The sequence below is a fragment of the Ruegeria sp. CDSA089 genome, assembly GCF_059612205.1.
In genome coordinates this window covers 70,320-97,015 of record NZ_JBXWQD010000002.1, presented here as the reverse complement: position 1 = coordinate 97,015, position 26,696 = coordinate 70,320, and the positions used below count along the sequence as shown (strand labels likewise).

At 58.9% G+C, this 26,696-nt stretch carries 32 protein-coding genes; 16 read left to right on the top strand and 16 right to left on the bottom strand.

Annotated elements, in window-relative coordinates; translation table 11 throughout:
- Positions 1-13 precede the first annotated feature (13 nt).
- The gene (locus AC2FJ6_RS06090) at positions 14-1,051 is read right to left on the bottom strand and encodes an efflux RND transporter periplasmic adaptor subunit (protein ID WP_170783852.1); all 1,038 of its coding nucleotides are present in this window, start codon (positions 1,049-1,051) and stop codon (positions 14-16) included.
- Entirely contained in the window at positions 1,048-1,515 is a 468-nt protein-coding gene (locus tag AC2FJ6_RS06085; protein ID WP_170769050.1) for a MarR family winged helix-turn-helix transcriptional regulator, read from the bottom strand. Before AC2FJ6_RS06085 ends, AC2FJ6_RS06090 begins: the two co-directional genes overlap by 4 nt.
- A 169-nt stretch (positions 1,516-1,684) precedes the next feature.
- On the opposite strand from AC2FJ6_RS06085, the gene AC2FJ6_RS06080 reads away from it, so the two are divergent.
- Positions 1,685-2,809 carry a beta-ketoacyl-ACP synthase III gene (locus AC2FJ6_RS06080; RefSeq protein WP_480898444.1) on the top strand — a complete coding sequence of 375 codons (1,125 nt, stop codon included), beginning with the start codon at positions 1,685-1,687 and terminating at the stop codon, positions 2,807-2,809.
- A 121-nt stretch (positions 2,810-2,930) separates the two neighbouring features.
- Positions 2,931-3,581 (top strand): immunity protein Imm33 domain-containing protein, encoded by a 651-nt coding sequence (locus AC2FJ6_RS06075; RefSeq protein WP_480898441.1) that lies wholly within the window; start codon positions 2,931-2,933, stop codon positions 3,579-3,581.
- Positions 3,582-3,652: 71 nt separating this feature from the next.
- On the opposite strand, the gene AC2FJ6_RS06070 is transcribed toward AC2FJ6_RS06075, so the two are convergent.
- Positions 3,653-4,114 carry a hypothetical protein gene (locus tag AC2FJ6_RS06070; RefSeq protein ID WP_170769047.1) on the bottom strand — a complete coding sequence of 154 codons (462 nt, stop codon included), beginning with the start codon at positions 4,112-4,114 and terminating at the stop codon, positions 3,653-3,655.
- Positions 4,115-4,471: 357 nt separating this feature from the next.
- Here AC2FJ6_RS06070 and AC2FJ6_RS06065 point away from each other — a divergent pair, with 357 nt between their 5' ends.
- Positions 4,472-5,050, top strand: coding sequence for a thymidine kinase (locus tag AC2FJ6_RS06065; RefSeq protein WP_170769818.1), 579 nt, complete (start codon positions 4,472-4,474; stop codon positions 5,048-5,050).
- Here AC2FJ6_RS06065 and AC2FJ6_RS06060 read toward each other — a convergent pair.
- The 5 genes from AC2FJ6_RS06060 to AC2FJ6_RS06040 all read right to left on the bottom strand — a co-directional run bounded on the left by AC2FJ6_RS06060 (position 5,047) and on the right by AC2FJ6_RS06040 (position 8,240).
- Positions 5,047-5,997, bottom strand: coding sequence for a 2-hydroxyacid dehydrogenase (locus AC2FJ6_RS06060; RefSeq protein WP_496668662.1), 951 nt, complete (start codon positions 5,995-5,997; stop codon positions 5,047-5,049). The genes AC2FJ6_RS06065 and AC2FJ6_RS06060 overlap by 4 nt on opposite strands.
- The gene (locus tag AC2FJ6_RS06055) at positions 5,997-6,335 is read right to left on the bottom strand and encodes a tRNA-binding protein (RefSeq protein WP_170769045.1); all 339 of its coding nucleotides are present in this window, start codon (positions 6,333-6,335) and stop codon (positions 5,997-5,999) included. Before AC2FJ6_RS06055 ends, AC2FJ6_RS06060 begins: the two co-directional genes overlap by 1 nt.
- Entirely contained in the window at positions 6,328-7,143 is an 816-nt protein-coding gene (gene proC, locus AC2FJ6_RS06050; protein ID WP_170769044.1) for a pyrroline-5-carboxylate reductase, read from the bottom strand. Before proC ends, AC2FJ6_RS06055 begins: the two co-directional genes overlap by 8 nt.
- 37 nt (positions 7,144-7,180) lie before the next feature.
- Positions 7,181-7,681, bottom strand: a complete 501-nt coding sequence (locus tag AC2FJ6_RS06045; protein ID WP_170352361.1) for a type III secretion system chaperone family protein — start codon at positions 7,679-7,681, stop codon at positions 7,181-7,183.
- Positions 7,682-7,991: 310 nt separating this feature from the next.
- Positions 7,992-8,240: an accessory factor UbiK family protein gene (locus AC2FJ6_RS06040; protein ID WP_170352360.1), complete on the bottom strand. Its 249-nt coding sequence runs from the start codon at positions 8,238-8,240 to the stop codon at positions 7,992-7,994.
- 97 nt (positions 8,241-8,337) lie between these two features.
- Between AC2FJ6_RS06040 and lgt the strand changes: the two genes are divergently transcribed.
- The 5 genes from lgt to AC2FJ6_RS06015 all read left to right on the top strand — a co-directional run bounded on the left by lgt (position 8,338) and on the right by AC2FJ6_RS06015 (position 12,558).
- Positions 8,338-9,225, top strand: coding sequence for a prolipoprotein diacylglyceryl transferase (gene lgt, locus AC2FJ6_RS06035; protein WP_170769043.1), 888 nt, complete (start codon positions 8,338-8,340; stop codon positions 9,223-9,225).
- Positions 9,222-10,289: a class I SAM-dependent methyltransferase gene (locus AC2FJ6_RS06030; RefSeq protein ID WP_170769042.1), complete on the top strand. Its 1,068-nt coding sequence runs from the start codon at positions 9,222-9,224 to the stop codon at positions 10,287-10,289. Before lgt ends, AC2FJ6_RS06030 begins: the two co-directional genes overlap by 4 nt.
- A complete protein-coding gene (pgeF, locus tag AC2FJ6_RS06025; protein ID WP_170769041.1) occupies positions 10,286-11,050 on the top strand; it encodes a peptidoglycan editing factor PgeF in 765 nt (254 codons plus the stop codon). The genes AC2FJ6_RS06030 and pgeF overlap by 4 nt, the downstream gene beginning before the upstream one ends.
- Before the next feature lie 263 nt (positions 11,051-11,313).
- Positions 11,314-11,442, top strand: coding sequence for a hypothetical protein (locus AC2FJ6_RS06020; RefSeq protein ID WP_269149749.1), 129 nt, complete (start codon positions 11,314-11,316; stop codon positions 11,440-11,442).
- Between the two features lie 333 nt (positions 11,443-11,775).
- Positions 11,776-12,558 carry a Hint domain-containing protein gene (locus tag AC2FJ6_RS06015; protein ID WP_170769040.1) on the top strand — a complete coding sequence of 261 codons (783 nt, stop codon included), beginning with the start codon at positions 11,776-11,778 and terminating at the stop codon, positions 12,556-12,558.
- Positions 12,559-12,674: 116 nt separating this feature from the next.
- On the opposite strand, the gene AC2FJ6_RS06010 is transcribed toward AC2FJ6_RS06015, so the two are convergent.
- On the bottom strand, positions 12,675-13,175 hold the full coding sequence (locus AC2FJ6_RS06010) for an Lrp/AsnC family transcriptional regulator (protein WP_170769039.1): 501 nt from the start codon (positions 13,173-13,175) through the stop codon (positions 12,675-12,677).
- A gap of 214 nt (positions 13,176-13,389) precedes the next feature.
- Between AC2FJ6_RS06010 and trxB the strand changes: the two genes are divergently transcribed.
- The 4 genes from trxB (at position 13,390) to AC2FJ6_RS05990 (ending at position 18,450) form a co-directional block, all read left to right on the top strand.
- Positions 13,390-14,331 carry a thioredoxin-disulfide reductase gene (trxB, locus tag AC2FJ6_RS06005; protein ID WP_170769038.1) on the top strand — a complete coding sequence of 314 codons (942 nt, stop codon included), beginning with the start codon at positions 13,390-13,392 and terminating at the stop codon, positions 14,329-14,331.
- Positions 14,332-14,335: 4 nt separating this feature from the next.
- Positions 14,336-14,785 (top strand): RES family NAD+ phosphorylase, encoded by a 450-nt coding sequence (locus AC2FJ6_RS06000; protein WP_496668660.1) that lies wholly within the window; start codon positions 14,336-14,338, stop codon positions 14,783-14,785.
- 58 nt (positions 14,786-14,843) lie between these two features.
- Positions 14,844-16,514 (top strand): adenylate/guanylate cyclase domain-containing protein, encoded by a 1,671-nt coding sequence (locus AC2FJ6_RS05995; RefSeq protein ID WP_170769036.1) that lies wholly within the window; start codon positions 14,844-14,846, stop codon positions 16,512-16,514.
- A gap of 217 nt (positions 16,515-16,731) precedes the next feature.
- The gene (locus tag AC2FJ6_RS05990; protein WP_496668658.1) at positions 16,732-18,450 is read left to right on the top strand and encodes a bifunctional sulfate adenylyltransferase/adenylylsulfate kinase; all 1,719 of its coding nucleotides are present in this window, start codon (positions 16,732-16,734) and stop codon (positions 18,448-18,450) included.
- Between the two features lie 46 nt (positions 18,451-18,496).
- Here AC2FJ6_RS05990 and AC2FJ6_RS05985 read toward each other — a convergent pair whose 3' ends face one another.
- The 4 genes from AC2FJ6_RS05985 to AC2FJ6_RS05970 all read right to left on the bottom strand — a co-directional run bounded on the left by AC2FJ6_RS05985 (position 18,497) and on the right by AC2FJ6_RS05970 (position 20,973).
- Positions 18,497-19,363: a glycosyltransferase family 10 domain-containing protein gene (locus tag AC2FJ6_RS05985; protein ID WP_480875605.1), complete on the bottom strand. Its 867-nt coding sequence runs from the start codon at positions 19,361-19,363 to the stop codon at positions 18,497-18,499.
- Positions 19,363-20,247 (bottom strand): PhzF family phenazine biosynthesis protein, encoded by an 885-nt coding sequence (locus AC2FJ6_RS05980; protein ID WP_496668656.1) that lies wholly within the window; start codon positions 20,245-20,247, stop codon positions 19,363-19,365. The genes AC2FJ6_RS05985 and AC2FJ6_RS05980 overlap by 1 nt, the downstream gene beginning before the upstream one ends.
- A gap of 82 nt (positions 20,248-20,329) precedes the next feature.
- Complete coding sequence (locus AC2FJ6_RS05975) at positions 20,330-20,554, bottom strand: DUF1150 family protein (RefSeq protein ID WP_170769032.1); 225 nt, start codon at positions 20,552-20,554, stop codon at positions 20,330-20,332.
- A gap of 5 nt (positions 20,555-20,559) precedes the next feature.
- On the bottom strand, positions 20,560-20,973 hold the full coding sequence (locus AC2FJ6_RS05970; RefSeq protein ID WP_170769031.1) for an Hsp20 family protein: 414 nt from the start codon (positions 20,971-20,973) through the stop codon (positions 20,560-20,562).
- A gap of 163 nt (positions 20,974-21,136) precedes the next feature.
- On the opposite strand from AC2FJ6_RS05970, the gene AC2FJ6_RS05965 reads away from it, so the two are divergent.
- The 4 genes from AC2FJ6_RS05965 to AC2FJ6_RS05950 all read left to right on the top strand — a co-directional run bounded on the left by AC2FJ6_RS05965 (position 21,137) and on the right by AC2FJ6_RS05950 (position 23,736).
- Positions 21,137-21,361, top strand: a complete 225-nt coding sequence (locus AC2FJ6_RS05965) for a YdcH family protein (RefSeq protein WP_170736696.1) — start codon at positions 21,137-21,139, stop codon at positions 21,359-21,361.
- Positions 21,362-21,427: 66 nt separating this feature from the next.
- Positions 21,428-21,913 (top strand): 5-(carboxyamino)imidazole ribonucleotide mutase, encoded by a 486-nt coding sequence (purE, locus tag AC2FJ6_RS05960; RefSeq protein WP_496668654.1) that lies wholly within the window; start codon positions 21,428-21,430, stop codon positions 21,911-21,913.
- The gene (locus tag AC2FJ6_RS05955) at positions 21,910-22,665 is read left to right on the top strand and encodes an NAD(P)-binding domain-containing protein (RefSeq protein WP_170769029.1); all 756 of its coding nucleotides are present in this window, start codon (positions 21,910-21,912) and stop codon (positions 22,663-22,665) included. Before purE ends, AC2FJ6_RS05955 begins: the two co-directional genes overlap by 4 nt.
- A gap of 3 nt (positions 22,666-22,668) precedes the next feature.
- On the top strand, positions 22,669-23,736 hold the full coding sequence (locus AC2FJ6_RS05950) for a 5-(carboxyamino)imidazole ribonucleotide synthase (RefSeq protein ID WP_170769028.1): 1,068 nt from the start codon (positions 22,669-22,671) through the stop codon (positions 23,734-23,736).
- A gap of 62 nt (positions 23,737-23,798) precedes the next feature.
- Here the strand turns inward: AC2FJ6_RS05950 and AC2FJ6_RS05945 are convergent, their stop codons facing one another.
- Genes AC2FJ6_RS05945 through AC2FJ6_RS05935 form a run of 3 tightly spaced genes read right to left on the bottom strand, consistent with a single transcriptional unit; the run spans position 23,799 to position 26,601 of the window.
- Complete coding sequence (locus AC2FJ6_RS05945) at positions 23,799-24,950, bottom strand: alpha-D-ribose 1-methylphosphonate 5-triphosphate diphosphatase (protein ID WP_496668652.1); 1,152 nt, start codon at positions 24,948-24,950, stop codon at positions 23,799-23,801.
- Positions 24,947-25,720: an alpha/beta fold hydrolase gene (locus tag AC2FJ6_RS05940; RefSeq protein WP_170769026.1), complete on the bottom strand. Its 774-nt coding sequence runs from the start codon at positions 25,718-25,720 to the stop codon at positions 24,947-24,949. The genes AC2FJ6_RS05945 and AC2FJ6_RS05940 overlap by 4 nt, the downstream gene beginning before the upstream one ends.
- A gap of 38 nt (positions 25,721-25,758) precedes the next feature.
- On the bottom strand, positions 25,759-26,601 hold the full coding sequence (locus tag AC2FJ6_RS05935; protein WP_170769025.1) for a DMT family transporter: 843 nt from the start codon (positions 26,599-26,601) through the stop codon (positions 25,759-25,761).
- Positions 26,602-26,696: the final 95 nt, after the last annotated feature.

Below are 26,696 nucleotides of genomic sequence, written 5' to 3'. Positions count from 1 at the left end.
GACCCTGCCCTCTTTAATTCGCAAAACCGGCAAAACGGCGCACCGTCTGCCCGTCGGTCAATGCTCCGCCGCCTGCGACCACGACCTCATCGCCATTGTTCAGCCCGCTCAGAACGCGCACGTCCCCACTTTCCGTGGGTTCGATCGTCACCGGCACCCGCGTGATCGTGCCTTCATCGGCCCCTGTCGGCGTGAATACGAAAATGCCAAGCGTTCCTTCGGCATCCGCCACAATCGCGGTCGCCGGGACCACGATGCCTGTACGTTGATCCTGTACCTGCACGTTCACCGTCACTGAAGACCCCGGCAGAATCTGCAGCCCTTCCGGCGGGGTCAGGCCGAACTGAATGCGGAAGGTTTGACCAACGCTCGAAGATTCAGCATCAAACTCGCGGATTTGCAGCGGGAACACCTCATCGCTGACAGGGAATTTGGCGGTGATGGTGATGTCATCCTGCTGGCCCGAGCGTTGAAACAGAATTTCGGGCACATCCACTTCGATCCGCAGCTCGGACATGTCGTGGATACGAACGATGGGGGTTCCGGCCGATACGGTTGTAAAGGATTCCACCGCGCGGCTTGAGACCAGCGCGTCAAAGGGCGCGGTCAGCGTCGCCTGTTCCAGATCATAAAGCGCATCGCGCACCGCGATATCGGCTAGTTGTGCCGCTGTTTCGGCGTCATCCACAGCAACCTGACTGGCCGCCGTACCGCGCAAACGGGACAAGCGTGCCAGCGTTCGATCGGCTTGTTCTTTTTGCAACACAGCCCGGTCATAGCGGCGCTGGAACGGCTCACGGTCTAGCTCGGCAATCAACTCGTCCTTGGGGATCACGAACCCCTCGGTCACGGGCATGTCCATGATCTGCCCAGCCACCTGAAACGCCAGATCGACCGTTTGGCGCGCAGCCACACGACCAAAGAACTGACGCGAAAACCCCGGTGTAGTTTCCTGAACAACCATCAGCTTGACTGGTTTGGCCGTCTCTTGCGCCGTGGCAGAGGTGGCCAGCAGGGCAAGGGCAATGCCCAAAACAGAGATCAATTTCATTTCTTCAACCCCTCGGGTATTCCCGTTTTCAATATGTTTTCCCGGATTTTCCGGGCCAGACGCGCAAATTCTGCCGTCTCATTAGCATCCAAACCCGACGCGCGGTGAAACAAAGCACCCGCTTCGGCCACCAGGGCCTGACGCATTTCAAGCCCCTTGTCGGTCAGCACCAACAACCAGGCGCGGCGATCTTCAGGGTCGCGTTGCCGCGATAGATACCCCGATGCTTCCAACGCGTCCGCCGTAGAGGTGATCGTGGAGGGCACCGTCAGCATATCCGACGCCAGAACCCCCATGCGCTTGGGCTGGTCTAGCTTGATCAACATGTGGCATTCCTGATGGGTCAGCTCGATTTCCAACGAGTCAAAGCTTTCTTCAAGCTTCCAGTACAAGGCATACACGCCCATCATGGCCTGCATTTCAGGACTGAGCCGTTTTACCAGCGCACTGTCATCGAATGTCATGGACCGAATCCCTTAGAGACCTCGCGACCGCATATACTTCAAAAAATGAACTATTCAAGAATTGAAGCGCATACGGACGCCAACTTTGGCATTCCCTTGGGTCAATCTCTCTTGAACTGACCGGGTATTGGCGGCATTTTGAGCAAATCCGAAAAACGCAGGTTCACATATGCACACGCCAGCAATCACCGGCACCGGTGTATTCACGCCAGAGAACATCATCACCAACGCAGAACTCGTCACCGCCTTCAACGCCTATGCCGACAAGGTCAATGCCGAGCATGCCGACGCGATTGCCGCAGGTGACATGGAACCGCTGCAACATTCCTCGGAAGAATTCATCGTCAAGGCCTCGGGCATCCACAACCGCTATGTGATGGACAAGACCGGCGTGCTTGACCCCGACGTGATGCACCCGTTGCTGCGTCAGCGCAGTGATGATGAACCCGGCATCATGACCGAGATGGCCGTAGATGCGTGCAAAAAGGCGCTGGCGCAAGCCGGGCGCGCACCCGAGGACGTGGATCTGGTGATCTGCGCCGCCTCGAACCACGAACGTGCCTATCCAGCGATTGCGATCGAAATCCAGCAGGCGCTGGGGATCAAAGGCTTTGGCTTTGATATGAATGTAGCCTGTTCCTCGGCCACGTTTGGCATTCAGGCGGCGGCGGATATGATCCGGTCGGGATCGGTGAAATCTGCGCTGGTGGTGAACCCCGAGATCTGCTCGGGTCATCTAGAGTGGCGCGACCGCGATTGCCATTTCATTTTCGGAGACGTCGCCACCGCCACCCTGATCGAACGCGTCGAGGACGCAACCGGCCCCTATTTCGAGATTCTCTCAACCCGCTGCGCCACCGAATTTTCCAACAATATCCGCAACAATAACGGTTACTTGCGCCGCTCGCGCCCTGATGGCGTGGTCGACCGGCGTGATATGCAGTTCATGCAGAACGGACGCAAAGTCTTCAAGGAAGTGCTGCCGATGGTCAGTAAGCACATCGCCGACCATATGGATTCCGAAGGGCTGAACAGTTCGGACCTGAAACGTCTTTGGTTGCATCAGGCCAACAAGACGATGAACGATTTCATCGGCAAAAAGGTATTGGGCCGCGAACCCGAACCGGGCGAACAGCCCAACATCCTGCAAGATTATGCCAACACATCTTCGGCCGGATCGATCATCGCGTTCTCGAAATACTCGGACGATTTCGCAGATGGCGATGTCGGTCTGATCTGCTCCTTCGGGGCGGGGTATTCCGTGGGTTCAGTGATCGTGAAGCGGTGCGGATAAACATCATCTGCAAGTGGCGACTTTCACAGCAGGGTATTCTTACCTTTAACCCGCAGCTTGACCACATTAGCGCTGAAAACAAACAAGAAGATGAAATGTAAAGCAGATCAAGGTTGCATTTGTGACAAGCCCCAGTTTTCGCCTTCACGACCCGCGCCCAACGCAAAAAGAAAACCCATACACGTTCCATTTACCAAGCGAAGAAGAGCTTGCTGAAGTCGGTATTGGAACAATCGTAAAGCTGATTTTCAGCGCTGTTCCTGAATCCGAACAATACGATGCGGAGAGAATGTGGGTTATCGTAGAACGCCGCGACGGCTCAAATTTGCTAGGTAGGCTCGACAACACCCCAGAAGACATACCCGCATTGACACTCGGCGATCCGGTCGAGTTCAAAATCCACCACATAGTTGGAATAGATTGGGATGACCCGGAATTGCAAATGCGTTTTTCAAACGACTTCAACAAGTGGTTTGGCCGCTGTTTCGTTGATGACGCAGTTTTGGAACGGCGCGCCCGCGTGGGATATGTTTATCGTGAAGATTCCGAACATGAAGAAGAAGACAAGTATCCCGATACCGGCTGGCGCATCCGCGCGGATGTAGAACAACTGTCGCAAGAAGAATACGATGACACGCCATGCAGCTATGTCGCTATTGGTGCGGTGTTAAACCGTGATGACAGTTTTGTTCATCTCCTGTCAGAACCCGTTGGAAGCCGTTTTTTGAGAACGCAGGGCGATAGCTACGAACGCTGTCAGGAAGAGGAATAGCTCAAGTGCAGGCATAGCCGTTCGTAGAACGCGCCGCTCAAGTTTTTTTTGCTCGAAGATATGAGAAGCGCTCAGCTCACGCTTTCCTCTTCCAGATGCAGCTTCATCTCGATCAAAACCTGCTGCAACTGGCTGGTCTCTTTCAACAAACGCTTGGCTTCGTTCACTGTGATGATGCCGTCTTCGATGGCGGCCTGGTATTCGGTCATCAGCATGGCAAAGCGCTGGCTTAGCGCGATAACGTCTGCATTCACCCCTCCGGTTCGGGGCGCGTCCGAGTTGCGACCATCATAGGACAGCGTGATGTTCTTTAGGTCCGCCAAAGCCGAGGTCACATGCGGAAAGTTGGACACGGCCTCAAGCCGGGCAACCGCGTCCACCGGCATGAACCGGTCGGCGTGCTCGGCATTGTCGGAATAATACCGGCCCAGGGTCGCCTTGGATTTCCCGGTAATCTCGCAGGCGGATTCGATGCCCACGTCTTTGACCAATGCCTCGGTATGCTTTTTCAGGTAGGCCCCGATATCTGCCATGTTTCAACCTTTGCTGCCTGGCTTCACCACCACATCTGCCAGTGTGGGGGAAACGGTGCGGAAATTTCCCATACTCGAGTCATAATTGAAATGGCATAAATTGACTATCCCTCAGAATTGAAGGGATTTTGTGAGTGAGTGGCGGCGTTTCCAGCCGGTTATGAGTATCCGTGGGGCGTTTTTCTGGTCCTGCAATGGTTAGGCCGTATGACGGCCGACGGCGTCGCTGTTGTTGAAGCGGGGGTATCCATCCCCAATGAGCTTGCGCTCGACCCTTGCAACGACAACGGCGACGACGCTTTCTTGGCTGATATTGGTCCCTTGCCCGCGCCGGTCTGGCGTTTTAGACCCGGGCGTATGGCAAAACTCTACTTCAATTATTCGACCATGAACGCGGGCAAATCGACCGTGTTACTGCAAGCCTCGCACAACTACCGTGAGCGCGGCATGGATACCTATCTGATGACGGCCCGGCTGGATGGACGTGCGGGTGTGGGCAAGATCGCCTCGCGCATCGGGATTGCGGCGGATGCCGACACATTCGGGGCGCAGGACGATGTTTTTGCCATGATCGACGCGCGCCTGAAACAGGGCAAGGTGGCCTGCGTGTTCATTGATGAGGCGCAGTTTCTGACCGAGGATCAGGTCTGGCAACTGGCGCGTGCCGTGGATGATCTGAAAATACCGGTTCTGGCCTACGGGTTGCGCGTGGACTTTCAGGGGCGTCTGTTTCCGGGCTCTGCCGCGCTGCTGGCGCTGGCCGATGAAATGCGCGAGGTGCGCACGATCTGCGAATGCGGTCGCAAGGCTACGATGGTCATTCGGCAGGACGAGAACGGCAACACCATCACCGAAGGCGCACAGGTTCAGATTGGCGGGAACGAGACCTATGTCTCGCTTTGCCGCAAGCATTGGCGCGAGGCGATGGGCGACTAAACCGGGTTCGGCAGCGCGCGCCCCGTGACAAAGGCGGCGACATTATCCAGCGCCATGTTGCCCATATCCGTGCGCACTTCCTCCGTCGCGGTACCCAGATGCGGGAACAGGGTCACGTTGTCCATGTCGATCAGAGCTTGTGGGACCTTGGGCTCGAATTCATAGACATCCAGCCCAGCCCCGGCGATCTGCCCCGCCTGAAGGGCTGCGATCAGGGCAGCTTCATCCACGACCTCTCCGCGCGCGATGTTGACCAGCAGGGCGTTGGGGTTCATCGCCTCTAGCACCTGCGCATTGATCAGATGCCGGGTTGCGGCGCCACCGGGAACCGCCAGCACAAGGAAATCGACCGAAGCCGCCAAAGCAGACAGATCGGGAATGAACTCTGCCGCAAAATCCAGATCCTTCGCGCTTCGCGATTGATAGGCCACCTGCATCGAGAACCCATAGTGGCAACGCCGCGCGATGGCCTGACCGATGCGACCCATGCCCACGATACCAACCCGTTTGCCGGTGACGTGGTAGCCCAGCATCTGGGTCGGATGCCAGCCTTCCCAATCACCGGCGCGAACAAGGCGCTCACCCTCCCCCGCGCGACGGGCCGTGGATAACAGCAGCGCCATGGCGATATCGGCGGTCGCGTCCGTGACTGCGCCGGGGGTGTTGGTGACGGCGATTTCGGCAGCTTGCGCGGCGCTTACGTCGATATGGTTATACCCAACGCCGAAATTGGCCAGCAGCTTGCAACGCGGGTCAGGCACCTGCGCAAAGATATCCGCCGAGAACTGATCGCCCAGCGTCGGAACGACAATGTCGAACGTGTTCAGCGCGTTGATCATTTCTTCCTCAGACATCGGCGCAGTCTCGGGCCGGAATTCAACGTCGAATTCAGCCCTTGCGCGCGCTTCGACCGCTGGCGTCATCGGCCGGGCAATAAATACCTTCATCAGTGCATCCTTCCGCCGATGGGAACGTTGCCATCCGGTCCGATCAGAACGATCTCACCGTTTTCGTCGGGCAGGCCCAGCACCAGGACTTCAGACATGAACTTGCCGATCTGGCGCGGCGGGAAATTCACCACAGCCATCACCTGCTTGCCGACCAGAGTGGCCGGGTCGTAATGCGCGGTGATCTGGGCCGAGGTCTTGCGCTCGCCGATCTCATCGCCGAAGTCGATCCACATCTTGATCGCAGGCTTGCGGGCCTCGGGATACGGCTCGGCGCGGATCACTTCACCTACGCGGATATCGACCTTGAGAAAATCGTCGAAGGTAATCTCACTCACGGGACAGCTCCTTGGATCGGTCGGTGGCGGCTTTGACGGCGCGGTGCAGCAGATCGGGGAAACCCTGTTCTTCGTGCATAAGCACCTCAAGCGCGGCCTGCGTGGTGCCATTGGGCGAGGTCACGTTGATCCGCAGCTGCGCGGGGTCTTCGTCGGCGGCCATGGCCAGTGCGCCTGCCCCAGCCACGGTGGACTTCGCCAGTTTCATCGCCAGTTCATGCGGCAAGCCTTGCGCCTGACCCGCAGCAGCCAGCGTTTCGATCAGGTGGAACACATAGGCCGGGCCCGACCCGCTGAGGCCAGTCACTGCGTCCATCTGCGCTTCATCCGTCAGCCGGACAGTCTCACCAATCGCGGACAACAGGTTTTCGGCCATGGTCACATCGGCCTCGGAGGCCTGTACGTTACCGATCAGCGCCGTGATTCCCTGCCGGATTGCTGCAGGCGTATTCGGCATCGCACGCACGATCGGCGTGCCCGCGCCCAACACGGACTCAAATGTGGAAATCGACGTCCCCGCCGCGACCGAGACGAACAGACTGCCGCCCCCGCCCAGCGTTTTGATCGCGGGCAATGCTTCGCCCATCATCTGCGGTTTGACGGCCACAAGCACCACGGCGGGCGCTTCGGGCATTGCTGTGTTTATATTGACGCCTTGTGCTTTCAGCCAGTCCGAGGGGTACGGATCAACGACCCAGACCGAAGAGGCAGGAAGGCCGTGTTCCAGCCAGCCCGCCAGCATGGCCGATCCCATCTTACCGCATCCCAGAAGCACCAGCCCCTGATCCGCGACACGCGACATATCCATGATTGCCCCTCCCCATTATCTGGCTTGGGGCAAAGCTTTACGCGCGGCCGTAAGCCTCTGCAATGGCGACTTGCATCGCATCTTCGGGATCACGATTGCCCCATGTGACCAGTTGGATCGCCGGGTAATAGCGTTCAGCACTCAGAACCGCAGCAGTGATCATCGTGTCGATCTGTTCCGGGCTGGCCGTCTGACCACCCGCCAGAACCAGACCATAGCGATAAACCATCAGCTTCTGGTTGGCCCAATAGGTAAACGCCCCGGCCCAGCACTGATCATTCATCTTGTTCAGAAGCTCATACAGCTCGCTTTCCCGCTCGGATGGCGGGTCCATTTCGAACGAGCACACCATGCGCAGGGTTTCGTCATAGTTCGACCAGGCCAGAGTGATGGAATAGGTGCGCCACTGTCCTTCGACAGCCATGGCGATCTGATCGTCGCCGATACGATCAAAATCCCAGTCGTGATGTTCGGCCAGGTGTTCAACAATATCAATCGGATGAAGGTCTTCTTCGAGAAACTGCTCGGATAGGGCCATAATGCCACCTCACTTATCTCTAGCAATTTGGGGCTGGCAGCGCCCCAGCGCTAGTTGCCTGCTCTACAAGCCGGGCTTCCCCCATGTGCCTGTACTAAATATGGTGCGCCGCGCGCACCCGTCTGGCAACCCTATTTCTTGAGGATAACAGCAATAAGTTGTGGACGAATGGCCACGGCGATCAAAATATTGGCGCCGGGTACAGCTTTGTCTTGATTAAATTCCGCAAGGCGGCAAGATGCACAACACCGCACAACCCGACTAAGGATTGCGCGGTGCTTTTCTTGTTGTCGATGAATCTCAGCGGACGTTACTTGTCCAGCTTTGCCTCTAGCGCGGCGATACGCTGTTCCAAGGCTGCGTTTTCCTCGCGCGCCTTTTGCGCCATGGCGCGGACGGCATCGAATTCTTCGCGGGTGACGAAATCGCGGTCGGCCAGCCAGCGATCGATCATCGACTTCATCGCGTTCTCGGCCTCTTCCCGTGCACCTTGCGCCACGCCCATGGCGTTGGTCATCAGTTGGGATACATCGTCGAGGATCTTGTTGCGGGTCTGCATAGTTTTTCTCCGAAATCGCGGTTGTTCTCTATATGGGTAAACTTTGCGTCAGGCTCAAGGTTGACTTGCCCTGCAAAGCACGGGCAATGAGACGCACATGCTGGCTGTTCTGAATTTCCCCGATCTGTCGCCCGAGCTGTTCTCGATCTCACTCTTCGGGATGGAGTTCGCGCTGCGTTGGTACGCGCTGGCTTATATCGCGGGCATCCTGATCGCATGGAGGCTGGGGGCAGCGGCGCTGAAACGCCCCGCGCTTTGGGCAGATAACACGCCGCCGATGAAACCCCAGCAGCTTGAGGATCTGATCACCTGGATCATTCTTGGGGTGATTCTGGGCGGTCGACTAGGGTTCGTGCTGTTTTACCAGCCCGCCTATTACCTTGCGAACCCAGCGGACATTTTGAAAGTCTGGCAGGGCGGCATGGCATTTCACGGCGGTCTGCTGGGGGTGATTGTCGCCTCTTACATCTATGCGCGCCGTCACCAGATATCGGTTCTGCCGCTGGCCGACCTGATCGCCCACACTGTTCCGCCGGGGTTACTGCTGGGACGGTTGGCCAACTTCATCAACGCCGAGCTTTGGGGCCGCCCAAGCGAGGTGCCTTGGGCGGTAATCTTCCCCGGCCCTGCCGCGCAGGACTGTCCCGGCGTACTAGTGGGCATGTGTGCACGCCATCCTTCGCAGCTTTACGAGGCCGCGCTGGAGGGGTTGCTGCTGGGGGTCGCGCTGCTTTGGCTGGTCTACCGCAAGGGCGCGCTGCGCAAACCCGGACTGGTCATGGGCGTGTTTCTGGCCGGGTATGGCGCGTCTCGCTTTATCGTTGAGTTCTTTCGGCAACCGGACGCACAGTTTATCTCGGTCGGGAATCCTCTGGGTCTGGCGTGGCATATTGGCGGATATGGCCTGACCATGGGGCAGCTCTTGTCGCTGCCAATGATCGCGCTTGGCCTATGGTTCGCCCTGCGCGCGCGAAACGCGCGATGAGCCTGACCGACCATCTGCTGGAGCGCATCGCGCAAGACGGCCCGATGACCGTAGCCGACTACATGACCGAATGCCTGCTGCACCCGACCTATGGCTATTACACCACCCGCGACCCTTTGGGTGTGCAGGGCGATTTCGTCACCGCGCCTGAGATCAGTCAAATGTTCGGTGAATTAATCGGCCTAAGTCTGGCGCAAAGCTGGATGGATCAAGGTCACCCCGACCACTTCGTCCTGGCCGAACTTGGGCCGGGGCGCGGAACACTGATGGCGGACATTCTGCGGGCAACGCGCGGTGTCCGAGGCTTCCATGACGCGGCTGAAATCGTGTTGTTCGAAGCCTCACCGACCCTGCGCGACATTCAGGCAGAAACGTTAAAGGAATTTGCTCCGCGCTGGATCACAACGCTTACCGACCTGCCCGACGCGCCCTTGTTTCTGGTCGCCAACGAGTTCTTTGACGCCCTGCCCATCCGCCAGTTCCTGCGCGATGGCCCTGCGTGGCGCGAACGCCTGATCGGGGCCGAGGACGAATCGCTGACCTTCGGGTTGGGTGCTCAGGCGGATCAGGTTGCGCTGACGGACCGATTGCAAGACACGAAAGATGGCGATCTGGTTGAGCTTTGCGCGGCGGCAATCCCCATCCTGACCGTCATCGCGGGTCGAATCGCCAGCCACGGCGGTGCCGGTCTGATCGTGGATTATGGCGACTGGCATTCACTGGGCGACACGTTTCAGGCCCTGCGCGGGCATGAGCGTGTGGATCCGCTAGATTCACCCGGTCAGGCTGATCTGACCGCCCATGTAGATTTCGAACCACTCGCATTGGCAGCACGTGCCGCGGGTTGCGCCCATTCCCGTCTGACCCCTCAGGGCGTGTTTCTGGAACGGCTGGGCATTACCGCCCGTGCGCAAGCTTTGGCCAAACCGCTCGGCGGGGCGAAGCTTGATATGCTGGTGGCCGCACATCGCAGGTTGACGCATCCCGAGGAAATGGGAAACCTGTTCAAACTACTGGGTCTCTACCCCTCCTACGCGGCACCTCCACCGGGATTGGAACCATGACACTGGAAATACTGACCTCGGACATGTTGTCAGGCGTGCGCCACGGTTTCTTCAGCCGCCGGGGTGGTGCCTCCTCGGGGATTTTTACTGGACTAAATTGCGGCTACGGGTCCTCGGATCAAACCGAGGTAGTGTCGATCAACCGGGGCCGCGTGGCTGACGCGATGGAGGTCGACCCCGACTCGCTGGTCGGCGTGCATCAGGTGCATTCGCCGACCGTGGTGACCGTTGATGGCCCGCAAACCGGCGACCGGCCAAAAGCGGATGCGATTGTGACAGCGACACCGGGTCTGGCGCTTTCGATTCTGACCGCAGACTGTCAGCCGGTTCTGTTTGCGGATGCTCAAGCCAAAGTGATCGGTGCCGCCCATGCCGGGTGGCGCGGGGCCTTGGACGGTGTGCTTGAGGCAACACTGGACGCGATGGAGGCGCTTGGCGCGGACCGCGCGAATACAGTCGCTGTCATCGGCCCGACGATCTCGCAGCGGGCCTATGAGGTCGGTCCGGATTTTCTGGACAGTTTTGTCGCCGAATCACCCGATAACCTGCGTTTCTTTGCCAATGGTGAAGGCGACCGACTGCAATTCGACCTGCCCGCTTTTGGCCTGCACCGCCTGCGACAGGCGGGAATCGGCCAAGCGGAATGGACGCGCCATTGCACCTATTCGGACCCGGACCGGTTTTATTCCTACCGCCGGGCCACGCACGCCAAAGAAGCAGATTATGGCCGCCTGATTTCTGCAATCAAATTGTTAACCTAGACCGAATTGTGGCAATATCGCCACCTTTTCGCCACATTCTTTGTGTCTACCTGAGTCGGAAGAAACCAAGTTTTATTGTCCGGTCTCAGGTGCTTATCTGCCGATGCTCCAGCAGTGCAGGACAGTATAAAGAAAGAGGAGCTGCCATCCTTCATTTTGTCCTGAATTGATCCCGGATCAGCCTTATCGCTGCCGCAATATGGCGTCAGATTAGGTCCAAAGGGAATTGAGGCCACGACCTCGACAAGAGCAGGACTACAGGAATGAAGGGAAAATCTCGCTTTCTAAGCGCCGTCATCGCGGCGAGCAGAGAGAAAGGTCTGGACATGCCGTGGAAGGGCGTTTCCAGCCACTCGATCAGGGTTGCCCGCCGCTTGGCGGCACGGCGTTGATCGCGATGTTCAGGGTACCAAGCTGCCGGTTCCCTGGGCCAAGACCGGCGTCAGAGGGGTGCTCCGGCCTGACGCGTACCCTGCCGCAGGTATTTTACGCGGCGCGGGTGAGGGGCATGTGTGCGCAGGCAATTTCCGCCCGCGTTGTTGTGAGTTTGTCTGGGGGGTCAAGATGTTGACCAAAGGGATACGCGATACTGCTGCGATGCGACGTCAGTGCGACGATCGCCCCAAGGTCGCCCTTTCATTCAAAACAAAGAAGAAAACTGGTCAGACGGGCATGGACGGAGGGGTCAACCTGTCTGAGCGGACTTTAGAAGGGACGGAATAACAATGCCTATTCCACATTCGCTCTCGCGGGCGGCCAGAAATGCGGTTGATACGTCAGCGATGCTGCGCGACGCGTCACGTGCACCGAACAAACCCAAGGCGCAGCTGCGGCGTTATGAGGTCAGTGCGCTTCTGCCCAATGGTGACATTGCGCAAACCCGCCATATCGCACCAGCCCTGCCGATGTTCGAGGATGCCTTTTGCGCCTTTACCCGCGGATCTCTGGTCGACACTGAAACCGGGCCGGTCGCCATCGAAGACCTACTGCCCGGAGACACTGTTTTGACACAGGATGGCACCTCACAAATCGTGTTGTGGAAAGGCTCGGTAACGCTGGTACCGGGGCGCGAAGATTCGCGTGGGCGCACCCGCCCGCTGACCCGCATCATGGCCGACACATTCGGCATGCAAAAACCTCTTTCAGGCGTGATCGCGGGGCCATCAGCCCGGATCGTGGGCACTCCGGCGCATCTTCGGCATCTACACGGGAATGAGACGATCCTGACCCCGGTTCACGAATTCCAGGACGGAATGAACGTGATCGAGACATTGCCGCCGACGCCAGTTGAACTGTTTCACATCTGCCTGAAACGTCACGCGGTTATCAAAATCGATGGGTTGCAGTTTGAAACCTATCATCCCGGCGTGAACGCGGTGCGCATGATCAGCCACTCCTTGAGGTCGATCTTTCTGAACCTGTTCGCGCATGCCGATTCGCTGAACGATTTCGGACCGCTGCTGATGCCGCGCGCTGGCGATGGTGAGGTCGACGCGATCACAGCTTAAAAATTACCAGATACTGCAAAGTGGGGGCTTTATGCAGATTCTATTGGGTTGGGTACTGTTTTTGTACGTGACGGCCATCCTGCCAAGGTGTTGTGCCGCACACAAACGGACGCGCTTTACGCCGTCCGGTTCATTCGTTCTTCCAGCACGTCAAAAGGCACGCCGGGCTCGTCCTTAGCGCCACGAATGACCAGTGATGTTTTAACACTGGCCACGTTCGGCGTCGTCAGCAGCTCTCCGGTCAGGAACTGTTGAAAACTGCTGAGGTCGGGGGCGACGCATTTCAGGATGAAATCCACCTCACCGTTCAGCATGTGACACTCCCGGACCAAGGGCCATTCGCGGCAGCGTTCCTCAAAGGCGGTCAGTTCCGTTTCGGCCTGACTTTCCAGACCGACGCTGGCAAAGACCTGAACCTCGAACCCCAATTCGCGCGCGTTTACCTCGGCATGGTACCCGCGAATAAAACCCGATTCCTCAAGCGTGCGAACCCGACGCAGGCAAGGAGGGGCTGAAATCCCGACACGTTTCGCCAATTCGACATTGGTCATGCGACCGTCTGCCTGCAATTCCGCCAAAATCTTGCGGTCAATCTCATCCAGCCGGGTCGCGACCATAAAATGCTCCTGAATTTTTTTCAGTTGTTATATCAGCACCCACTTGATGCGCAATAATATTTCGCCTCTGCGCAACATTCTTTGTTTCATTGCCATTCCATAGCCGCAAGGCCGATACCCATCAGGAAGGGGCTTTAAGCGCCGCCACTGGGTCGCTATATCCAATCGCCAAGGGGCCAAGCGCCCAAGTCAGGCATATCGAGTTGGGGGTACCATGGCCGAAACGAAACACACCAAGGTTCTGATCATCGGGTCGGGACCTGCCGGATACACGGCGGGCGTCTATGCCAGCCGCGCGATGCTGAACCCGATTCTGGTTCAGGGCATCGAGCCCGGCGGTCAGCTGACCACCACGACCGAAGTCGAAAACTACCCCGGCTTTACCGAGGTGCAGGGCCCCGATCTGATGATCAAGATGCAGGAACATGCCGCAGCTATGGGGTGTGAGATCATCGGCGACATCATCAGCGATCTGGATGTCAGCAAACGCCCCTTCACCGCCACGGGCGACAGCGGCACGACCTATACGGCCGACGCCGTCATTCTGGCGACAGGCGCCCGCGCCAAATGGCTGGGCCTGCCGTCCGAGGACAAGTTCAAGGGCTTTGGCGTCTCGGCCTGCGCCACCTGCGACGGGTTCTTCTATCGCGGGCAAGAGATCGTGGTCATCGGCGGCGGCAACACCGCCGTGGAAGAGGCGCTGTTTCTGACCAACTTCGCCAGCAAGGTCACTCTGATCCACCGCCGCGACGAGTTGCGAGCCGAGAAAATCCTGCAGGACCGTCTGTTCAAAAACGAAAAGATCGAACCGCTTTGGTTTCATGAACTGGACGAGGTCGTCGGCACTGATGCCCCGCTGGGCGTCGAAGGTGTACGTGTCAAGAACGTCAAAACCGGCGAGATCACCGAGATCCCGTGTAAGGGTGTCTTTGTCGCCATCGGTCATGCCCCAGCCAATGAGCTGGTCAAGGACACGCTGGAAACCCATATGGGCGGCTATGTCGTAACCAAGCCGGGCTCGACCGAAACCTCGATCCCCGGTGTTTTCGCCGCCGGGGACCTGACCGACCACATCTATCGCCAGGCCGTGACCAGCGCTGGTATGGGCTGTATGGCTGCGCTGGACGCCGAACGCTTCCTGGCAGAGCAGGAATAACACTGTGTTGGAATTCTCCGGCCCGGTCTGGAGAATTCTGTTTTTGTCCCAATGCGACGCCCCTCTGGCCCCTGCAAAGGCGCCCGAGGGGCGTTTTCATTTTGCAGGGCAGACAGCGCTTTACGCGTCGCTCAGCGCCGAGGGGGCTGCGGTCGCGATCCGGCGCTATGTCGGCAAGGATGATCCCCCGCGTGTTTTGCAACAAGCCCGGATCACCAAAGCACGCCTTGTCGACCTGCGCGGACAACGCACAGCCTCGGTCGTGTGGCAGGAGATGGACCGTCCCTCGCCCACCTGGCAGTTCTCGGAAGCGGCCCGCGCGCAAGAGGCGGACGGGCTGATCTACAGCTCTCGGTCCCGGCCAGACCTCAGCCATCTCGTGCTGTTCAAAATTTCGGCTGACGTGATCCATGTCGATGCGCCTGCGACCGCTTGGGTTCCGCCTTATTCTTGACCCGTCGCCTCCCCCGTACCAGACTCGGCTTCAGACAAAGCGCGTGCAGGTGATTTGATTGAGTAGCGTTCTATGGCAAGGCGGGTGGGCAACCCGGCTGAGGATCGGCAGCGGCCTGGTCCTGTTTGCCTTCGCCTTTTTTCACTTCATCAACATCGGGTTGGGGTTGTTTCATACCGATTACCTGCACGGGATGCAGGATGGCCGCCACGCAGTGACGCGCCATGACATCGGCAGTGCGTTTCTGTATTTGGCGTTGTTTGTGCACACAGGCTTGGCGCTGTATTCGATCAGCCAGCGCAGGACGCTCAGAATGCCGGTCAGCACGGCGCTGCAGGTGGTTCTGGGCCTGCTGATCCCGCTGCAGCTGATCACTCATATCGTCTATACGCGCTACGCGCACGAGGTCTATGACGTCAATGACGAGATGGGCTATATCATCATCCTGATGTGGAACAGCAGCGCGATCTGGCTGCAAAGCGCATTGCTGCTGATTGTCTGGATTCACAGCTGCATTGGCCTTCACATGTGGCTGCGCCTGACCGATTGGTGGTCAAAAACTGCGCCCTACCTGATCGGGTTGGCGGTGTTTGTCCCGTCGTTCGCGCTGGCCGGATTGCTGACCGAGGGACGGCGTCTCTGGATGGATTTCGCCGATCCGTTTCTGCGTGACCAGTATATCGACCACTATAACTGGCCGTCTCAACAGGACTTTCAGGCACTGTTCAGCATCAAGAGCAATGCGGTCACGGCTTTCTGGATCGCGCTGGGGGCCTCGTTAACTGTTTTTGCAGTGCGCAAATTGCTGCGGCGCAGGCACTCGGTCCGGGTGAAATACGTGGAAGGCCCCGAAGTCGTCGCCGAAAAAGGCATGACATTGCTGGAGATTTCGCAAGCCAATGGCATCCCGCACACTGCATTGTGCGGGGGTAAAGGACGCTGCACAACTTGTCGGGTGATTGTCGAGGATGGGGCAGACGCCCTCCCCTCGCCTAGCGTGGTCGAGGCGCGCAGCCTTGCAGCCGTGGGTGCCCCAAGAAAAGCGCGCCTGGCCTGTCAGATTCGACCAACAGAACCGTTGACCGCGTTTCGCATGTTCCGCCCCGACGGCGGTCGGCAACGCGCACATTCCAGCCAGGGACAAGAGCGCAAACTGGCCGTTCTGTTTCTGGACATGCGTGGTTTTACCTCTCGGACGACGGGTCAATTGCCCTACGACATCGTGTTCCTGCTGAACCGGTTCTTTGACGCCATCGTGCCCGCCATCACTGCCGAACATGGAGTGGTCGATAAATATATGGGGGATGGTCTGCTGGCGGTGTTTGAAACACCCGATATAGAAAGTTCGGCCCGCGCAGGGCTGCAGGCAGCCATAAATGTCAGTCGCGCCCTCGTTCAGTTCAATCAGCGGCTGGAGGCTGAAGGCAGCCCACGCATCCGCATCGGAATGGGTCTGCATCTGGGAGATCTGGTTTTGGGTGAGATTGGCGCAGCAGGCACCGCAACGCGCACAATCATCGGCGATGCTGTTAACGTTGCCAGCAGGCTAGAAGGGCAAACCAAGGACCTTGGGGTCGAGCTGCTGGTGTCGTCCGAATTGCTTCAGGCCGCCGGATTTGGCGGCGATCAAAGTGGCTTGAAGTCGTTTGACTTACGCGGGGTCACGCGACCGATTCCCGCCTTACCTGTGACCAGCGCTACCGATCTTGCAGCCACCGCCGCAGAATAGAACATACGTACTGAATTCACCTGCGAACCGTAAATCGTCGGGAATTTCGTCCTCAAAGCTTCTACCGGTCAAAAAATCCTTCCAAACGCAGTAAAAACTGCGCATATCGTCCTTAATTACCTGAATGTATATGGACTTCGCCCCACGGTCGGGGCAAACGCCCCGCAAAGACACTGAACCACCGGTAAAAAAACCGAACTTCGACAAGAGTATTCCCATGACGATGTTGAGCAATCTGGCTCCGATCCCTGAACTGTATGTTTCCTACGAGTCGGCGCAGAAACTGAAAGTAGAAGCTGCCGACCTGACCAGCTGGGACCTGAGCCCGCGCCAGATCTGCGACCTGGAACTGCTGATGAACGGCGGGTTCAACCCGCTCAAAGGTTTCCTGTCCGAGGCCGATTACGACAATGTGGTCGAGAATATGCGTCTGGCTGATGGCACGCTGTGGCCGATGCCGATCACTCTGGATGTCAGCGAAGACTTTGCCGAAAGCATCGAACTGGGTCAGGACATCGCCCTGCGCGACCAGGAAGGTGTCATTCTGGGCACCATGACTGTGACCGACCGCTGGACCCCGGACAAAGCGCGCGAGGCCGGAAAGGTGTTCGGCGCGGATGACGATGCGCACCCTGCGGTGAACTATCTGCACAATGTGGCGGGCAAGGTCTATCTGGGCGGCCCTGTCACCGGCATCCAGCAGCCTGTCCACTATGATTTCCGCGCCCGGCGTGACACTCCGAACGAGTTGCGCGCGTTCTTCCGCAAGCTGGGCTGGCGTCGCATCGTTGCATTCCAAACCCGCAACCCGCTGCACCGCGCCCACCAGGAACTGACCTTCCGCGCCGCCAAAGAGGCGCAGGCCAACCTGCTGATCCACCCGGTTGTCGGCATGACCAAGCCCGGCGACGTCGACCACTTTACCCGCGTGCGCTGCTATGAGGCGGTTCTGGACAAGTATCCAGCCTCGACCACCTCAATGAGCCTGCTGAACCTGGCGATGCGTATGGCTGGCCCGCGCGAAGCGGTCTGGCATGGCCTGATCCGTGCCAACCACGGCTGTACCCACTTCATCGTGGGTCGCGACCATGCGGGCCCCGGCAAGAACTCGGCCGGAGAAGATTTCTATGGCCCCTATGACGCGCAAGACCTGTTCCGCCAGCATCAGGATGAAATCGGTGTTGAGATGGTTGATTTCAAACACATGGTCTATGTGCAGGAACGCGCCCAGTACGAGCCGAATGACGAAATTCTGGACAAGGACAACGTCACGATCCTGAACATTTCGGGCACCGAACTGCGCCGCCGTCTGGCCGAAGGTCTGGAAATTCCTGAATGGTTCAGCTTCCCCGAAGTTGTGGCCGAGTTGCGCAAGACCAAGCCACCGCGCAGCCAGCAGGGCTTTACCGTATTCTTCACCGGCTTCTCGGGCTCGGGCAAATCCACCATCGCCAACGCACTGATGGTCAAGCTGATGGAAATGGGCGGCCGTCCCGTGACACTGCTGGACGGTGACATCGTGCGTAAGAACCTGTCGTCGGAGCTGGGCTTCTCGAAAGAGCACCGCGACCTCAACATCCGTCGCATCGGGTACGTTGCCTCGGAAATCACCAAGAACGGTGGCATCGCCATCTGCGCGCCCATTGCGCCCTATGCCACCACCCGCCGCGCCGTGCGCGAAGAGGTCGAGCAATTCGGTGCCTTCTGCGAGGTCCACGTCGCCACCAGTATCGAGGAATGCGAGCGCCGCGACCGCAAGGGCCTGTATAAGCTCGCGCGCGAAGGCAAGATCAAGGAATTCACCGGTATCTCGGACCCTTATGATGTGCCGCAGAACCCTGAACTGAGCGTCGAGACCGAGAATGTCGATGTCGACAACTGCGCCCATCAGGTGCTGCTAAAACTGGAGAGCATGGGCCTGATCGCCGCGTCCTAAGCTGCATCCAAACAGTCACAGGCCCTCGCACCGCGGGGGCCTTTTTTCATGTTCGAAGCGCGGCACGGATGGCCGCAACGGCGCGGGATTCGAAGTCTCCGACCTCGGCCGCTTTGGGCTGGATCGCCTGAAGATGTGGCAGGCGCGCAGCGTAGTCCTCGGGCGAGGCGACTTGAATGGCACGGTGAATATCGGCCTCGGATTCGCACAGGATCATGCCCGATGTGTCGAAGAAATCCTCGATATTCGGGCAGCCCCAATAGATCGGAACGGTGGCGCAGAGGATTGCATCGGTCAGTTTTTCCGAGAAATAATTCCGCTCCCGCACATTCTCGATCACCACGGAATAGCGATAAGGTGCCAACCCGTCGGATTTCTGCTCAAACGGCATATAACCACGGCCCATGATATCGACATCCGCGCCCGTTTCGCGCACCCAGTCGATCACCGAATGGCGCAGCTGGTGACCTTCCAGATCGCGCTTGGCCGAGGCGATCAGCGAACAGGATTTGGTCTTTTCGACGGACAACGCCTGCCACTCCGGCACCATGGTGACGCCATAGGGCAGAAAAACCGCGTTCGGGATGCCTTGCAGCAGGACGTCATGGAAGGTCAGCACGCGAAAGAACCGCCGCCATGTCCAGCGCAGCATCCGGTCGTGTTTTGCGTGGATGGCCGAGGGTTCCCCCATCATCAGCGAAATCTGCGCGCGGGTACCCCGGCGCAACCGCAGATGCACGGTAGAATTGGGATACATGATCAGGTGATCGGTAGATTCAAGATCTCCGACGGTTTTACCGATCAGGCGATCCGGGCAACCCTCGGGCCAGATCAGATCGCTGAGGGGAACCGCGGCCAGTTTCGGCCCCAACCGGTGCCCATAGGGCAGAATGGCAATCGCGGGCTCGGACATCAGGCCCCCTCGGGCAGGTCGACCTGCCCACGCATCAGCACATGGCCGCGTCCGGCGACCTTGATACCGGTCATTGCCTCTGGTGGGCCAACGCGCGTGACGGTGGCCTGACCCGGACGGCCCATGTCATGGCCCTGTTCGGCGATGAAGCTGTCCTTGTCCATCAGCCGGTATTTCCACAGATAAGCCGCCATCGCACCGGTGGCAGAACCTGTGAACGGATCCTCGGGTGGGCTGGGTGGGGCCAGCAGCAGGCGCGAGAACGTGTCACCCGCCCCGGTCGCGCCTTGCAGCGTCACAAGAAATGGCTCGGCCATGTCCGATCCGGAAAATCCTGCTTTGGCCGCAACCTCTCGCAATGGACCTTCCACCAGTTTTGCGGCGCGCAACGCCGCGTGATCGCGCAGAACCGTGATGCAGAACGGCAGACCGGTAGACACGAATTGCGGCGGGGAAATGATGGCATCGGTCGGCAGGCCGATCGTTTCGGCCACCAGTTCAACTGGGACCTGCGCGCCGAATTGGGGCGCGATCTGCGTCATCTCGATCTCATCACCATTCAGGCGGATATCGACGATCCCGGCACCGGTCTCAAGCGTCAGGGCATCGCCCTGAAACAGACCACGCGACCGCATGGCCGCGACGGTGGCAATGGTGGGATGTCCGGCAAAGGGAATTTCACGGCTGGCCAGGAAATACCGAACCCGGATGTCGGCCACGTCAGAGGGGCCGGTAAAGGTGCATTCGACCAAAGACGTCTCTTGCACATAGGCCATGCAGGTTGTGTCCGACAGATGGGCTGCGTTATGCACCACAGCACATCCATTGCCGCCAAACGCCCGGTCGGTAAAAGCATCCACCCAGTCAAAATCGAACCAGCTCATTCCCGCGCATCCCATGCCATTGCACGGCATATCTGGCCCGGCGAGCGGCGGATGTCACGGGGAAAACGCCTCAGGGGCCGTGTCAGTGCACGGCCACCGGCGAAAAGTCATGCTCGCGCGCGAGGTTGAACGCCAGCTTGCGGTCGGCGACCAGAGCCAGGCGTTGGCCATCGGAATCATGTACCGCATAGAGCGTATCCAGATCACCCGCCTGTTCACGCACCTCGCGCGGCAGGTCGGTAATCTCGACCTTCTTCACATAGACGATACGGTCGCCATTAGCGTCTATTTGTACCGGTGTATTCATTGCTCTTACCCCTTTCTTATGTTGATCGTTTGCACCACGGTTTCCGGCACGGCGCGGGTCAGATCCACATGCAGCAGACCGTTTTCCATGATCGCCTCGCCCACCTCGACTCCGTCGGCCAGCACGAACATTCGCTGGAACTGACGTGCCGCGATGCCGCGATGCAGGAAGATGCGCCCCTCGCTGTCGTCGCGTTGACGGCCCCGGATCACCAGTTGGCGATCCTCGATGGTGATCGACAGATCTTGCTCGGCAAATCCGGCTACGGCCAGCGTGATGCGGTAGGAATAATCCGAGGTTTGTTCGATATTGTAGGGCGGATACCCCTCATTTCCGGCCTTTGCAGACCGTTCCAGAAGGCGTTCCAGTTGCTCGAACCCCAAAAGATGCGGGTATGAGCCCAAGGTAAGTTTAGACACGTATTTCGTCCTTTATTGCCAAAGCGACGTGTTGTGCGGCCCCGTTCCGGCAACCGCGTACAATAGAATATGGGAATGTACCTGGATGTCCACAAGGTCTGGCAGGATAAACCCTGACACACTATCTTGTGTGACAAGCACCACAATAGTCACTGAGTCGCTCATGAACGCGCCCACCGATCTTTCGATGAAAACCGATGACGTTTTGCGGGTCGAGCTGGAGGTTTTTCGCCGCCAGCACCGCGATCTGGACGAAGCGATCGAGGCGCTGCAATCCACCGGAACGGCCGATCAACTGACCGTCAAGCGCTTGAAAAAGCAGAAACTGCGGCTCAAGGACATTATTCGTCTGATCGAAGACCGTCTGACCCCTGACATCATCGCCTGACGCATTGCCACGAATGCGGATTTGGCTATAGTGCGCGCTCTTTCATCAGGCAGGGGCGTAAAGCGGATGAGCGATGTGAAAGTGGGGATCATCATGGGCAGCCAATCGGACTGGCCCACGATGAAAGAGGCCGCCGATATTCTGGACGAGTTGGGCATTGCCTATGAAAAGCGTATCGTGTCCGCCCACCGTACCCCTGACCGTCTTTGGGACTATGGCAAGACCGCAGTGTCGCGTGGCCTGCATGTGATCATCGCAGGAGCCGGAGGGGCAGCGCACCTACCCGGTATGATGGCCTCGAAGACGCGAGTGCCCGTTATTGGGGTGCCAGTACAGACGCGCGCCTTGTCGGGCGTCGATTCCCTTTATTCCATCGTTCAGATGCCCAAGGGGTTTCCTGTGGCGACCATGGCCATCGGGTCGGCAGGCGGGGCCAATGCGGGTCTGATGGCGGCTGGTATTCTGGCCTTGCAGGATGACGCTCTGGCGCAGCGGCTGGATGCGTGGCGCGATGCGCTGTCGGCCTCGATCCCCGAAGAGCCACAGGGATGAGCCGTGTCGGGTTCATCGGCACCGGCCACATCGCAGCGCCAATAGCCCGGCTGCTGGCACGTAAAGGGCATGAGATTTTTGTGACGGAGCGTAACGCCACCGTTTCGGCTACACTGAAGGCCGACATCAACGCAACGGTCGGCCGTCCGCAATCGGTGATCGACCAGTCCGAGATTTTGTTTCTGTGCCTGCGTCCGCACATTGCGTCGGATGTGCTTGCCCCCCTGTCCTTTCGGGCCGACCATCGGATCGTGTCGGTGATGGCGGCGGTGTCCGAGACGGATCTCAGATCGCTCTGCGCCCCCGCGGGGGATTTCGTGCAGACGATCCCTCTGGGCTTTTTGGAACAGGGCGGCTGCCCCTTGGCGGCTTATGGGAACGATGATCTGCTGGCGGGTCTGATGGCCCCCGAAAATCCGGTTGTGAAAGTAGCCAATGAGACCTCGCTTAATGCTCATTTTGCTATCTGCGCGATGGTTCCGGGTGTTCTGGACCTGCTGACCACCGGCGTGGATTGGCTAACCGAACAGACCGGCAATGCGGATGGTGCGGAATTCTACACGACCCAATTGATGGCGGGTTTCCTGGCCAGCATGGAAAAGGGTCAGACTGGACGGCTTGCCGCAGAACGCGATGCGCTGGCAACCGACGGAACACTGAGCTTGCAAATGACGCAAACCCTGCAAGCGGGCAAGGCCCATGAGGCCCTGCGCGACGCCCTGACTGCAATCGGCAAACGGCTGGAGACCTGAAGAATGACCGACATGCTTGCACCCGGAGCCACGATTGGCATCCTTGGCGGTGGACAACTGGGCCGGATGCTGTCCGTTGCCGCAGCGCGACTGGGCTTTGTGACGCATATATTCGAGCCTGGCGCGAACCCACCCGCTGGTCAGGTCGCAGACCGCGTGACCACAGCCGCCTATGACGATGCCGACGCCCTGCGCGCCTTTGCCGAGTCGGTCGATATTATCACCTATGAGTTCGAGAACATCCCGACCGAGGCTCTTGACCTGCTGGAGGCACACCGCCCCATTCGCCCGGGCCGCGAGGCGTTGCGAGTCAGTCAGGATCGGCTGACCGAGAAGAACTTTCTGCAAGGGCTGGGCCTACAAACCGCGCCTTTTGCCGATATCACCGATCTGGGCAGCCTGAAATCCGCGATTGAGGAAATCGGCACGCCCGCGATCCTGAAAACCCGCCGCTTTGGTTATGATGGCAAGGGGCAAGCCCGGTTGCGCGCGCCCGAAGATGCCGAGGCTGCTCTGGCCGATATGGCGGGTGCACCAGCGATCCTTGAAGGGTTTGTAGAGTTTAGCCACGAAGTCTCGATCATCGCCGCACGCGGGCTGGATGGTCAGGTCGCCTGTTTCGATCCCGGCGAGAATGTCCACCGCGATGGTATCTTGCATACTACGACTGTCCCGGCCCGACTGCCTCCGGCGCAACGCACCGATGCGGTGCTGTTGGCAGCCAATATCCTGAACGCGCTGGACTATGTGGGCGTCATGGGGGTCGAGCTGTTCGTGACCGCGCGCGGATTGATCGTGAATGAGATTGCGCCGCGGGTGCATAACTCGGGCCACTGGACGCAGAACGGTTGTGCTGTGGATCAGTTCGAACAGCATATCCGCGCGGTCGCCGGGTGGCCCTTGGGCGACGGTAAGCGCCATAGTGATGTGGTGATGGAGAACCTGATCGGCGATGACATGGATCGGGTGCTTGATTTGGCGAGAGAGCGCGATGTAGCCTTGCATCTTTACGGTAAGGCCGAGGTCAAGGCAGGCCGCAAGATGGGGCATTTCAACCGCATTTCGCGCTAGGAAATCGCGCTGGTGCGCGATGCCTCCGGCGGGGATATTTTTAGCCAGATGAAGTTTGCGGATCAGACAAGGAACCGGGCCGCGATATCCCCGGCCATATAGCTGAAGCGCCCCTCTGCCATGGTCGCGGCAACGCGGTGGGTTTGTTTGTCCAAAATGGTCAGATCCGCGCGTTTTCCGGGGGCCAGCGTACCCCGGTCATTCAGACCCAGAACGCGCGCAGGGCCCGAGGACACAAGCGCCCAAGCCTCGGCAAAATCCAACAAACCAGACTTAGCCAGCATCAGTGCGGCGCGGCGGGGGCTTGGGTAATGATAGTCAGAGGCCAACGCATCACAGAGCCCCATCGTGATCAGGTCCAACGCGCTGACATTGCCTTTATGCGAGCCCCCGCGCACCACATTGGGCGAGCCGAGAATGATATGGTCCCCTGCGGCGCGAGCGGTTTCGGCAGCTTCGAGCGTTTCGGGGAATTCCGATATCTTCGCCCCACGCGCGCGCCAATCTGCGCGGGTTTGGGCAGTGGCATCGTCATGGCTGCCCATGCGCACGTTTTGCTTTTCCAACACCGTGCACAAGCTATCCAATGCCATTGGAACCTCTGATCCCCGCGCGTGCATGGACAGCAGCATTTCGAAATGCATTTCAGGGTTACGCCCAGCCTTCAACGCCTGCCCGGTCAGGCGCGGTGGTTTGCGCCCTTCGGCAAGGCGATCATGCGGCAGATGGTCGTTGAACACGACATAGGGCACCTGCCACGCCGCAATTCGCTCCGGCAAATCAACATAGTCGTCCAGCATATGCGTCTCGAACCGTAGCTGGGGCAACAGATCGGTCACAACGCTGTCTCTGACGGACGCAATTGCATCAAAGACCTGCCCTGCAAATTCGGGACCGCGCACGCCGCCCTCCCAACTGTAAAACTGCGCCAGCACGGCGGTGGTAATGCCATTGGCCGCCAGTTCGGCCTCGACCGCCAGAATACCCTCAACCATCTGTTTCATCGCCCCACGGCGCGGCGCGATGTGACGTTCGAACCCATCCCCGTGCAGGTCGATAATGCCGGGTAAAACGAGAAATCCGTTTAGGTCAACGGCGCGGCCAGCGCGATCGGGTTGAATGACTCCTTTTGCAAGCGACAAATTAGCTAAGGCCAGACCGTCCCCTGGCAACAGAACCTCGGCGCCGGTGAACGTCAGGGCCAGATCGCTCATTCCGAGGGTTCCGATTCTGGTTCTGAGCAATCCCAACCGAGGCAGATCTCATCTATGATGGCTTGCACGCCATCCAGCCATGTAATCTGAGGGTCAAACTGGCCGAATTCGATGAAATGCAGTGCTTGCGCCATCACGCGAGGATTGTTCATCATAAAAGTATGGGTCACGGGCAGAACGATATGGTCCTTCATGCCCTCGACCTTGGTCGTCTCGACCGAGACCTTACCGTCATCTTTGCCCTCGATCAGCGATGAAAAAAGCGGGTTCAGCGAATTTTCACCGGCGATCACCCCAAGTTCGAAGTCCACCGGCGGCAACTTGCGCGGGATACCTTCGGGACCTGTGCCCAGCGCCAGCCCGGCAGGGCCGTTCAGGATACCAAAGACCTCGTAGGCGCTTAACTCATCCACCAGTTGGCTACCCTGATTGGGCGGGCCAAGCATGACCACGCGGCCCAGGTTTTCGGGCATGTTGTCCTGCAACCAGAAACGCAACAGGATACCCCCCATGGAATGCGCCACCACGTTGACGGTATCGTCACCACAAGCCGCAAAGGCATCTGGCAGGGTCTGAGCTGCCAATTCGGCAATCGGCAGATCGGTCGAGGGATATCCGGGCCGCACAACAGTGTAGCCATGCGCCTGAAAGAGTTGCTCCATCACCGTAAAGGACGCCTCGGTCCGGGCAAGCCCGTGCAGCAGCACCACGCATTTCGCATGGGCCGCGGCGGGCAACAAAAACAGAATAATGGCCAACACATATCTCATAGCGGCCAGATAAGGGCAAAGCGGGCGCGATGAAACCCCTAGCGCCGCGACAGGCGCAGAACAGCCAACGCAATGCCACCCAGAACCAGCCCGGCACCAAGGATCAGACGTAGGCTGGCGGTTTCACCCAACAAGGCAACGCCCCCCACAATGGCAATGATCGGCACACTCAACTGCACAACGGCGGCGGTCGTCGGGGCCAGCTGCGGCAGAACCCTATACCACAGGGCATAGCCCATCCCAGATGTCACACCGCCAGACAAAGCGGCCAGTACATACCCGGCGGCTGTCATCTTCCACTCTCCTCCAACCAGCAACAACGCTAGCCCTGTGATAGGCAGAGCAACGACGAAATTGGCGGCTGTTCCGGCCAGCGCATCTGGTTCCGACCGGCCAACCAGCGAATAGATTGCCCATCCGACCCCCGCCGCAATCATCAATGCCGCTCCCACCGGGTTCACCTGAATCTCTCCGCTCGGCCACAGAACCCATGCTAGACCAGCCAAAGCGATACCAGCTCCTGCGATCTGCCGTGCGCTAGGCGCCGACCCCGTGACGGATGTCACGGCAAACATGGTGATTTGAACCACTGCGAACAGAATCAAAGCCCCTAACCCCGCATCCAAGGTTAGATAGGCAATAGAAAACCCGATCATATACAGGGATAAGGATCCGGCCCCCGCAATGCGGCGCCTGTTCCGCAAAGGCAACTGCCCCCCTCGGAATGAAACCAGCGCTGCCAACACCACTGCCCCGGCCAACACACGCACGATGGCAAACCCGGCAGGGTCGCTCGCGCCGCTATCAATGGCCAAACGGTTGAGGATCGAATTCGCCGCAAAGGCGCACATAGTCAGGGCAGTCAGCAAAAACAGTCGCATTCCCACCGCATAGCGTGTTCGGACGCATTTGCACACTCACATTCCCGGCGACAAACCGTGCCCGCTCTTCTTCTGTTCAAAAATACCTCCGCCGG

Coding starts and splice junctions, on each gene's coding strand:
- AC2FJ6_RS06090 (WP_170783852.1), bottom strand. CDS start 1,051: ATGAAATTGATCTCTGTTTTGGGCATTGCCCTTGCCCTGCTGGCCACC.
- AC2FJ6_RS06085 (WP_170769050.1), bottom strand. CDS start 1,515: ATGACATTCGATGACAGTGCGCTGGTAAAACGGCTCAGTCCTGAAATG.
- AC2FJ6_RS06080 (WP_480898444.1), top strand. CDS start 1,685: ATGCACACGCCAGCAATCACCGGCACCGGTGTATTCACGCCAGAGAAC.
- AC2FJ6_RS06070 (WP_170769047.1), bottom strand. CDS start 4,114: ATGGCAGATATCGGGGCCTACCTGAAAAAGCATACCGAGGCATTGGTC.
- AC2FJ6_RS06065 (WP_170769818.1), top strand. CDS start 4,472: ATGGCAAAACTCTACTTCAATTATTCGACCATGAACGCGGGCAAATCG.
- AC2FJ6_RS06060 (WP_496668662.1), bottom strand. CDS start 5,997: ATGAAGGTATTTATTGCCCGGCCGATGACGCCAGCGGTCGAAGCGCGC.
- proC (WP_170769044.1), bottom strand. CDS start 7,143: ATGGATATGTCGCGTGTCGCGGATCAGGGGCTGGTGCTTCTGGGATGC.
- AC2FJ6_RS06045 (WP_170352361.1), bottom strand. CDS start 7,681: ATGGCCCTATCCGAGCAGTTTCTCGAAGAAGACCTTCATCCGATTGAT.
- AC2FJ6_RS06040 (WP_170352360.1), bottom strand. CDS start 8,240: ATGCAGACCCGCAACAAGATCCTCGACGATGTATCCCAACTGATGACC.
- lgt (WP_170769043.1), top strand. CDS start 8,338: ATGCTGGCTGTTCTGAATTTCCCCGATCTGTCGCCCGAGCTGTTCTCG.
- AC2FJ6_RS06030 (WP_170769042.1), top strand. CDS start 9,222: ATGAGCCTGACCGACCATCTGCTGGAGCGCATCGCGCAAGACGGCCCG.
- pgeF (WP_170769041.1), top strand. CDS start 10,286: ATGACACTGGAAATACTGACCTCGGACATGTTGTCAGGCGTGCGCCAC.
- AC2FJ6_RS06020 (WP_269149749.1), top strand. CDS start 11,314: ATGAAGGGAAAATCTCGCTTTCTAAGCGCCGTCATCGCGGCGAGCAGA.
- AC2FJ6_RS06015 (WP_170769040.1), top strand. CDS start 11,776: ATGCCTATTCCACATTCGCTCTCGCGGGCGGCCAGAAATGCGGTTGAT.
- AC2FJ6_RS06010 (WP_170769039.1), bottom strand. CDS start 13,175: ATGGTCGCGACCCGGCTGGATGAGATTGACCGCAAGATTTTGGCGGAA.
- trxB (WP_170769038.1), top strand. CDS start 13,390: ATGGCCGAAACGAAACACACCAAGGTTCTGATCATCGGGTCGGGACCT.
- AC2FJ6_RS05990 (WP_496668658.1), top strand. CDS start 16,732: ATGACGATGTTGAGCAATCTGGCTCCGATCCCTGAACTGTATGTTTCC.
- AC2FJ6_RS05985 (WP_480875605.1), bottom strand. CDS start 19,363: ATGTCCGAGCCCGCGATTGCCATTCTGCCCTATGGGCACCGGTTGGGG.
- AC2FJ6_RS05980 (WP_496668656.1), bottom strand. CDS start 20,247: ATGAGCTGGTTCGATTTTGACTGGGTGGATGCTTTTACCGACCGGGCG.
- AC2FJ6_RS05975 (WP_170769032.1), bottom strand. CDS start 20,554: ATGAATACACCGGTACAAATAGACGCTAATGGCGACCGTATCGTCTAT.
- AC2FJ6_RS05965 (WP_170736696.1), top strand. CDS start 21,137: ATGAACGCGCCCACCGATCTTTCGATGAAAACCGATGACGTTTTGCGG.
- purE (WP_496668654.1), top strand. CDS start 21,428: ATGAGCGATGTGAAAGTGGGGATCATCATGGGCAGCCAATCGGACTGG.
- AC2FJ6_RS05955 (WP_170769029.1), top strand. CDS start 21,910: ATGAGCCGTGTCGGGTTCATCGGCACCGGCCACATCGCAGCGCCAATA.
- AC2FJ6_RS05950 (WP_170769028.1), top strand. CDS start 22,669: ATGACCGACATGCTTGCACCCGGAGCCACGATTGGCATCCTTGGCGGT.
- AC2FJ6_RS05945 (WP_496668652.1), bottom strand. CDS start 24,950: ATGAGCGATCTGGCCCTGACGTTCACCGGCGCCGAGGTTCTGTTGCCA.
- AC2FJ6_RS05940 (WP_170769026.1), bottom strand. CDS start 25,720: ATGAGATATGTGTTGGCCATTATTCTGTTTTTGTTGCCCGCCGCGGCC.
- AC2FJ6_RS05935 (WP_170769025.1), bottom strand. CDS start 26,601: ATGCGACTGTTTTTGCTGACTGCCCTGACTATGTGCGCCTTTGCGGCG.